The sequence below is a fragment of the Vibrio sp. V33_P6A3T137 genome (genome assembly GCF_009904835.1).
GTDB classification, from domain to species: domain Bacteria; phylum Pseudomonadota; class Gammaproteobacteria; order Enterobacterales; family Vibrionaceae; genus Vibrio; species Vibrio metschnikovii.
This window is the reverse complement of sequence record NZ_WXWK01000149.1, coordinates 1-8,747: the sequence shown is the minus strand read 5'-3', so window position 1 is coordinate 8,747 and position 8,747 is coordinate 1. Positions and strand designations below refer to the sequence as shown.

Below are 8,747 nucleotides of genomic sequence, written 5' to 3'. Positions count from 1 at the left end.
GGCTGGTATTACGCCAATAATTAGTGTCCATAAGATAGAGTAACCACTAAGATAAGATCCTGCTTCACTGCTATCTGTTTCTATAATATTGGCGATCATCGTTGTGTCAAATATGGTGCCGTAATTGTATCCTGCATAGCTGACTAGCGATGACAGCAATAATAGAATGATGAAAAAAGGTTTACTCAACCAAGGCCAACTAAACAATTGAAAGAGAAAATTTAAAACTGCCAAGAAAAACAGTGGAATAGAAATAATAAAACCTATTTTAACGCTTTCAAGATTATTAATGATAGTAAATAACGATTTATAAACTGGAAGATTAATTATCGTTGCAAAGTAAAGTGCAATAAATAAAGTAAAAGTATGGTACGAGATTTGTTTCTTAAGCAGAGACTTGATGTTATTCATGATTATTTCACTAAAATAGAAAGCCAGACGAAACCAGCCAGTAATAAACTGATAAAGACGGCAGCAGAACCAATATCTTTGGCTCGTCCGCTTAATTCATGCCACTCATCTCCAATACGATCAACGACAGCTTCAATTGCTGAATTTATCAGCTCAACTGTCAGTACCAGAAGTAAGCTAGAAATAAGTAAGATTCGTTCAATATTTGAAACAGACATGAAGAAAGTGCTCATTATCAATACAACACAGGCGAGTAGTTCTTGACGAAAAGCTGCTTCGTAAAGCCATGCGGCTTTTAGCCCTTTTATCGAATAGCCCGTCGCGTCAATGAGGCGTGAGAGGCCAGTTTTTCCAGGTTTCACAATAAGCAGCCTATATAAAGTTAACTCATTAAGGATAAAGAGTTTTTGACAAGCCTTAGGACAGCTCTAATGCCGATCAAGTCTTGCGAATTGATGAGAAAAGTTGAAATGATTCACAAATGGTTGTTGTTTTGCCATTTGTTTTATCAATAGTGGAATCTACAGGTTTTTATGATCAGACACCGTCTGAATGCGTCATCGTTTGTATGGATATGTATGAAAAGCGGGTTTTTTAGTCGGTCAGTTATTTATCTTGGATAGCTTTTAGTGATTGCAACGATGAGAAGAGGCAAATATGTCGGTGAATCAATAGGCGGATAAAACAGTAATGTAGGATGCGGCTAAGGTCTAAAATTGAGGGAGGATCTTAAACTCAGGTGTATTCAGCAGTAAAAACAAAAAAGAGAGCCGAAGCTCTCTTTTTCTAGGTGTTTGGTCGGACTGAGAGGATTTGAACCTCCGACCCCCGACACCCCATGACGGTGCGCTACCAAGCTGCGCTACAGTCCGATGCGCGTAATTTACTGATTTTTCTTTACAGCGTCAAGCATAAAAACGTTTAACGCCATGATTTAATTATCTTTTGAATAAAAACGCTGCAATTCGGTTAAACCTTGCATCAAAATGGGTAGCGTAGGATTCTCGTTAGTCAGTCTTTGATAGTGTTCATCATAGAGTTTAAAGTTACCGAATTTATCGATGACCGTCGTTTGCTGATCAGAAATGAGAGCAAGTTCGCGAGTATCTCCGGCTAAAATCCAACGTCTTTTATTCTCGTTAAACAAGTTTTTGCCGCTACTAAAATCACTGGGATTAGACGATACCCCGAGTAGATCTTGCAGTAAAGTGACGGAAAAATCTAAGTGGCTAGTACGATGAGTAAAGACAGCCGGTACTTTACCAGGCCAATAGATAACCATGGGTACTTGAAGTTGGTAACGACTGAAATTGCTGTTAGCGCCCCAGCTGTTACTTCTGGTCTCATTAAACTCGGTGCCGTGATTAGAAGTGATGACCACAATAGTATTATCGAGTAAAGCTAAGGTTTTCAGCTCATCAAACAAAGTAGCCAACTCAAGATCAGCTTGAGTCACCGAATGATGGTAGCTGTGACGAAATCTATCCGTTGTAGTGGCTTGTTTATCGTGCGGAAGCAACTGATTAAATTTATCAACCGTGGTCAGTTCAATGAAGCTAAACCAGGGTGAATGAGTTTGCTGCGCCCATTGAGACCAATGACTAATCGTTTGTTGATCAACGCTTGGTGTCTCTGCAAACGGTATTTTCACTAACGGGAGCCCACGGAAAACCGACTCTTGAAACAGAGGTTCAGAGAAGTTATCGCTACTAAATAGACCAAACTGATAGTTTTGATTTTTTAATACATCAATCAGTACTGGTAAGGTGCCTTGCACTTTAATGCTACTGGCATAACTGCTTGGTAGACCATAAAAGAGCCCAAAAATACCATACATGTCGTTACTTGAGCTGTAATGATTGCTAAAGGTTAATGCTTTTTCCGCAAACTGATGAGTGTTTGGCATCAGCGATTCATTTAGCACATCGGCACGTAAGTTATCGACACTCACTACTAGGATATTGAGTTGATTAGGACGACGACCAAACTCAATTTTTTCTAATGGGTAGCGCACTAAATCGACGTTGTATTGGCTTTCTTGTAGCCGTTTTAAATATTCGTCTCTATCCAACAGGCCATGTTTTTCCATGAATGACTTTGCTGTCATCGGATAAGAAAGAGGGAAGTTTGACTTTTGGCTGGTGACCGGAGAATAGAAATAAGCGTCCGACCAGACATAAATTAAATGGCTAGCAATAAAGCTGAAAAAGAAGACGGCTGCAATTGGGCGACCAATTCGTTTATGCGACAGTTTACGTTGTTTACGCCATACCCATTCAGAGAGCGCCAATTGCACGAGAAAAATTAGGGGTAGCACGACAAAAAGATGTTGTAGATCTGCGCTCACCGTACTTTCGTCACTGAACATTAGCTCCCAGACAACGGGCGTTAGGTGTAGATTAATGGTTTGATAAGTCTGAGTGTCGATCAATAGTACGGTTAATCCCAAGGTAGCAAAACAGACCGCAAAAAAACGAAACAGTCGCCGTGATGGGATTAAAAAGGTGAGCGGAAAAAGAATCAATAAATAGAGAGCAAAAACCAGAAAACTGAAATGACCTACCCAAGAGACAGTTAAATAGAGTTGTCCCAAAAAAGTATCTGGCCAAGGTGTTTGAGTGATGTAACGAGTACCAATCAGCATCGCTGCAATGATATTGAAGAAAGCAAACCAATGCCCCCAGCTCACTAAACGTGAGACTCGTTCACCATATGTATTTCCGCTATCTACCATGAATTTTTCTATTATCCGCTCGGTCAGTAAAATTATTTTTCTAGAGAAGAGGTCAAAGCTTGAGCAAACTTCTCTGCGATCACTTTACGTTGGGCAGCCGCCACATGTTGGTTAAGCACATTAGTCGCCATATTGCCGGCAATCATTAACGTGAGTTCCGAAGACGCATTATGTTTATCAAGCACGGCAGCGATTTCGGTTAGGATAGTTTCAACTTGTTCGTTACTGTATTTCGATGTAATAGGCATAAAGACTCTATAGATGATAGTAAAAGCGGCTTATGATAACCTACTATGCCTGACAACTGAAACCAGTACGATGATTATTTCACTATGAGTTTGCACCTTTCCAATGTCATTTTGCATCAATTATGCAAAAACGATAACGATGAGTTAATGGTTAATTACCGGACTCAATCGCTTGATAATGATACCTCAACCGAAAACTTAGTTTCTGAGTTACATCGCGTGTTTAATGCAAAAGCGGGAAAGGGCTTTGGCTCTTTTAAAGCGGACAGTGATGTACAACGCTGGTTACAGGCGTTGCGAAAAGGGGAACAAGACTTTTACACTTTCTCACAACAAAGCGCCGAGCGTCTTAAACAAGAGTTGATTAAGTATCCTTTTGCTGACGAAGGTATTTTGGTGTTGGCGGAATACCAATCTTTAGCGACTCACTATTTGTTTATTGGTTTATTACCGCTTAATCAAAGCTTAAAAGTGACCGAGGGGTTAGACATTAGTGCTACCGATTATCTTGATATCAATAAAATGGATATTGCCGCGCGGGTCGATCTGTCGAGTTTTGAAACGGATAAATCCTCTAATCGCTACCTGTCTTATATTAAGGGGCGAGTCGGGCGTAAAGTGTCTGACTTTTTCTTAGACTTTTTACAAGCTGAGGTCGGGCTTGATCCGAAACAGCAAAACCAAGTATTGATGCAAGCGGTAGAAGACTTTTGTAGTGATGCCAAACTTGAAAAAGAAGAAGCGATTAGCTACAAAAAACAGGTCTATGACTACTGCAATGATCAGATCAAATCCGGCGATGAAGTTCAAGTTAAAGAGCTATCCAGTGAATTACCTGCCAGTCATGAAGGGACCAGCTTCTTGGAATTTACTCGTGAGCATGGTTACCAACTGGAAGAAAGCTTTCCTGGTGATCGCGCAACGGTGCGCAAACTCACCAAGTATGTAGGAGCGGGTGGTGGATTGAACATCAGCTTTGATAGTTTGTTAATGGGGGAACGTGTCTTTTATGATCCGGAAACGGACACATTGACGATTAAAGGTACGCCACCAAATTTACGCGATCAGCTAACCCGAAAAGGTTAACCATCTGATGAGTATTGGTTTGCTCATGTATTGATAGAGTGAGCAGTCGAGAGCGTTAAACACAAGGAGCACATGATGTGCTCCTTGTGTTTTTTTGGGCATAAGCGACAGTGGCATTAAACCGATTGACGTTGAACCACCACTTCTTCGTCAGTTAACTCCTCATTCGCTCTTGCAGTTGGCTCACATTTATCGACGAACCAGCCCATATAAGAGGTAAAAATTGTGACAATAATGCAAACAAAGCTTAGCCACATGAATGGCGCATAAGATAAGGTTGCGACGCCCAAGATACTGGCCATATAAATACCATTGTCACTCCAAGGCACCATTCCAGACGTTAGCGTGCCACCAAACTCGGCATTGCGTGACAAATTCTTACGTTGATAGCCTAATCGGTCATAATTTTTGGCACAAATTTTTGGTGTCAGGATAAGTGAAACATACATCGCGGAACCAAATACGTTACCCATAAAAGCCGTACCAATGGTACTGGTTGCTAATGAACCGCTATTGGTGACGCGGCGTTCAAACAATTTAGCAATCGTTTCGAGTACACCGACTTTATCCAGTAGACCACCAAAACCGAGACCAAAGATGATCACTGCAACCGATCCTAACATCGAAGACATACCGCCTCGGTTGAGGATAGAGTCAATAAAATCAACTCCCGAGGTAATGCTAAATGGAGCCCAAGCAGTATTAAAGGCGGGTAAGAAATCGACTTCTTGGATCATGACTGCCCAGATAATACCTAACAATGAACCAAAGCTAATCACAGGAAACGAAGGCATACGCAAGGCGAGTAAACCAAGGACAATCAGTACAGGAATGAAAGAGTAAGGGGTAATATAAAACTGGGTTTCCATTGCGGTGATGACCGACTGCACTTGTGACATATCGACGTTACCCGCGTAATGAAAACCAAATAGGGTAAACATGATGCCGGTAATCACATAACTGATCAGAGCAATCGGTAGCATGCCTTTAATGTGTTCCATCACTTCGACGTTCGACATTGAGGACGCCAGAATCACCGAATCAGACAATGGCGACATTTTATCGCCAAAATAACAGCCCGATAATACTGCGCCAGCGGTGACGGGAGCAGGAACGCCAAGACCTTGGCCAATGCCCATCATCGCAATCCCAGCTGTACCCGCTGCTCCCCAAGATGTCCCTGTAGCCAATGCTGTTAAAGAGCAGATCACCATCGTGGCAAGCAGGAAAATAGAAGGGTGAATGGCTTGTAGGCCATAATAGATAATGGTTGGTACGATTCCGCCAGCAATCCAAGTACCGACTAAAGCGCCGACGGCAAGCAGAATTAATACCGCTCCTAAGCCGTTAGAGATACCGGTCAACGCGGCTTTTTCTAGCTCTTTATACTGGTGTCCTAGGCGAACCCCTAATCCCATAATGATAAACCAGCCAATATAAAGTGCTAGTTGAATGGGTAAATCAAGTTGAGCGGTAAAAGAAAATGCTAATAATAAAAACAGCCCCAGTGCGACAATAACTTGTAACAAACTGGGTAAGCGTGTGGGGGCTTGTGTCATGTTTAGAACCTCGAGTTCGATGATATTACCAAGGAGAGGTAAGCATCCTTATTATTTGGCTGCGACTTTACATGAAATGTTGTCACATATCGAACTTAAAGCGAGTTGTTGTGATTTGTATCAGTTAAAAACATTACTGTAGTGTTAAATGTTGTTTTTTCGAAAAATTAATGAAATGAAACAGTTTGTAGCATGAAATTATTGTGTTGCAAGGTGTGAGTGATTAAGTGAAGTTTTAATTAATAAACACTAAAAAACGCCAAGTTAGACTTTTTCAGGGGTTGAACTTAAATCGACGATAAAGCACAGTAGATAACATGACATTCTATCATTGCCGCTAGGAGTGATAGATGAGGTTTTTATTTGAACACACGGAGAAGTAGTGCGATGAGAGTAGGTTTAGTCGGTTGGCGTGGCATGGTTGGCTCTGTATTAATGCAGCGCATGGTCGAAGAAAGAGATTTCGATGTCATTGAGCCAGTATTCTACAGTACGTCACAAATTGGTATTGCAGCCCCTAACTTGGGGAAAGACGCTGGAATGCTGCAAGATGCCTATGATATTGACAGTTTGAAGCAGTTAGATGCCATCATCACTTGTCAAGGTGGTGCCTATACGGAAAAGGTTTATCCTGCTTTGCGCCAAGCGGGATGGAAAGGGTATTGGATTGATGCGGCTTCTACGCTACGAATGGATCCTGAAGCGATTATCACCCTCGATCCTGTCAATTTAGCGCAGATTCAGCAAGGTATTCATCAAGGAACAACCACATTTGTGGGTGGTAACTGCACGGTTAGTTTAATGCTCATGGGATTGGGTGGCTTGTATGAAAAAGGCTTGGTTGAATGGACCAGTGCAATGACTTATCAGGCAGCCTCTGGGGCAGGTGCACAAAACATGCGTGAATTAATTTCACAAATGGGTGTGATTAACGATGCGGTTAGTTCGGAATTAGCCAATCCTTCGAGCTCGATTCTAGATATTGATCAAAAAGTAGCAGAAACCATGCGTTCAGCGTCGTTTCCCACTGATCAATTTGGTGTACCTCTCGCGGGTTCATTGATTCCATGGATTGATGTCAAACGTGACAACGGACAAAGTAAAGAAGAGTGGAAAGCTGGTGTTGAAGCCAACAAAATTTTGGGCTTACAGAATACTCCGATCCCAATTGATGGTACTTGTGTGCGCATTGGTGCGATGCGTTGTCACTCACAAGCGCTGACGATTAAATTGAAACAAAATATCCCACTTGATGAAATTGAAGAGATTATTGCCTCTCATAACCAATGGGTGAAAGTTGTTCCTAATGAACGCGATATCACTGCGCGTGATTTGAGCCCGGCGAAAGTCACCGGAACGCTATCGATCCCGGTTGGGCGTTTGCGCAAAATGTCGATGGGGGATGATTTCTTGAATGCCTTTACCGTTGGCGATCAGTTGTTATGGGGAGCGGCCGAGCCACTTCGTCGTACATTACGAATTATTCTGGCAGAGAAACAATAAGCCAGCGTTAAGTCATCAAATCATACTTCGTCAAGCGAAAGCGCCTATGTGCTTTCGCTTTTTTTATGTTTTTTGATTGATGTTCAGTGATTCCCGTTAGGCCAAACCAGGGAATAAATTACGCAAACCGTTAGCAATAAACTCTATACCAAGTGCGCCAAGAATCAGTCCCATGATCCGAGTAATGACGTTAATACCCGTTTGGCCAAGTAAACGCACGATGTAAGGAGCGGAGCGAAACAGCAACCAAGAACCCAGACTAAAAACCACAATAGTCAAGGCAATGCCCACTGTATCAAACATACTTGGATAGCGTGAGCTATAGACGATGGTTGAACTGATTGCACCAGGCCCCGCCATTAAAGGCATCGCCAGTGGAACAACACCAATCTGTTCTCGACTGATGTATTCTGATTTTTCTTGCTTGTTTTGTTTATCCTCACCCAGTTTTCCGCTCATCATTGAAAAAGCAATGCTCAGTAACAGCAAACCACCTGCCACTCTGAATGAATCCAGTGAGATACTGAACATATCGAGTAGAACTTGCCCTGCAAGTAACGCGGTAATCAAGATCACGGCGACAGCAATATTGGCCGTGGCTGCAGTTTTGTTCTTTTCTTCTAATGTCATATGGCTGGTTAAAGACACAAAAATAGGCATGATGCCAACCGGGTTAACCGCTGCAACCAGTCCTAGAAAAAATTGCAGGAAAATGGCGAGTTCAAAATGCATGAAAACAGTCTCTGACGATCAGTAAAGTAGATAGGCTAAGATAATGTATGTTAATCGAAACAAAATCACGAATGAAAAAAACTAGTTCATGGCTCTGATCATGATTAAGAAAAACTAATCATGGGATCATTGTGATAATGCACTGTTACAAATGATGTGGTCGAAATCGGTTTTTAATGGTGATTTGTTAACATCCACACAGTTTCTGTAAAAAAAAGTCCAGGGGTTGGAGAGTTGCTGAAGAGTCTATATACTCAAACTGGCACATAAAACATTGGCTACAAATGGTGATGTTGTACAAAAATGAAACTTTTTTACAAAATGTTGTACTTTTTCTAGTTTATTGTGTTTGATAGCCTCTTTTTTAATCATGTGTTAATTTGTTGTTTTTCTTTGTTAATTCAACTTCTTATGTGTTTTTTTCTGGCTGTGTTTCTTGGGCGGTGCTATTTAGTTTTTGAGAACTGATCTGAG

General features: G+C 41.6%; 8 protein-coding genes and 1 tRNA gene. 2 read left to right on the top strand and 7 right to left on the bottom strand.

What is annotated here, in order from left to right; all coding sequences use genetic code 11:
* From CAG60_RS14360 to CAG60_RS14340, 5 genes are all read right to left on the bottom strand, one after another.
* Nucleotides 1-411, bottom strand: a 411-nt coding sequence (locus tag CAG60_RS14360; RefSeq protein ID WP_161439230.1) for a phosphoethanolamine transferase domain-containing protein, incomplete at its 3' end; no start/stop codon positions are given.
* Between the two features lie 2 nt (nucleotides 412-413).
* Nucleotides 414-773, bottom strand: coding sequence for a diacylglycerol kinase (locus CAG60_RS14355; protein WP_040904196.1), 360 nt, complete (start codon nucleotides 771-773; stop codon nucleotides 414-416).
* A 433-nt stretch (nucleotides 774-1,206) separates the two neighbouring features.
* A tRNA-Pro gene (locus tag CAG60_RS14350) sits at nucleotides 1,207-1,283 on the bottom strand.
* Between the two features lie 62 nt (nucleotides 1,284-1,345).
* Nucleotides 1,346-3,145, bottom strand: a complete 1,800-nt coding sequence (locus tag CAG60_RS14345; RefSeq protein WP_154167529.1) for a DUF3413 domain-containing protein — start codon at nucleotides 3,143-3,145, stop codon at nucleotides 1,346-1,348.
* Between the two features lie 32 nt (nucleotides 3,146-3,177).
* A complete protein-coding gene (locus CAG60_RS14340) occupies nucleotides 3,178-3,393 on the bottom strand; it encodes a YejL family protein (RefSeq protein ID WP_004394913.1) in 216 nt (71 codons plus the stop codon).
* A gap of 84 nt (nucleotides 3,394-3,477) precedes the next feature.
* Between CAG60_RS14340 and yejK the strand changes: the two genes are divergently transcribed.
* Complete coding sequence (yejK, locus tag CAG60_RS14335; protein WP_161425128.1) at nucleotides 3,478-4,479, top strand: nucleoid-associated protein YejK; 1,002 nt, start codon at nucleotides 3,478-3,480, stop codon at nucleotides 4,477-4,479.
* 116 nt (nucleotides 4,480-4,595) lie between these two features.
* Here the strand turns inward: yejK and nhaC are convergent, their stop codons facing one another.
* Entirely contained in the window at nucleotides 4,596-6,038 is a 1,443-nt protein-coding gene (gene nhaC, locus CAG60_RS14330; protein ID WP_161439229.1) for a Na+/H+ antiporter NhaC, read from the bottom strand.
* A gap of 387 nt (nucleotides 6,039-6,425) precedes the next feature.
* Between nhaC and asd the strand changes: the two genes are divergently transcribed.
* Nucleotides 6,426-7,541 (top strand): aspartate-semialdehyde dehydrogenase, encoded by a 1,116-nt coding sequence (asd, locus tag CAG60_RS14325; protein ID WP_110166635.1) that lies wholly within the window; start codon nucleotides 6,426-6,428, stop codon nucleotides 7,539-7,541.
* Nucleotides 7,542-7,637: 96 nt separating this feature from the next.
* Here asd and CAG60_RS14320 read toward each other — a convergent pair whose 3' ends face one another.
* Entirely contained in the window at nucleotides 7,638-8,273 is a 636-nt protein-coding gene (locus tag CAG60_RS14320) for a YchE family NAAT transporter (protein WP_158138637.1), read from the bottom strand.
* Nucleotides 8,274-8,747: the final 474 nt, after the last annotated feature.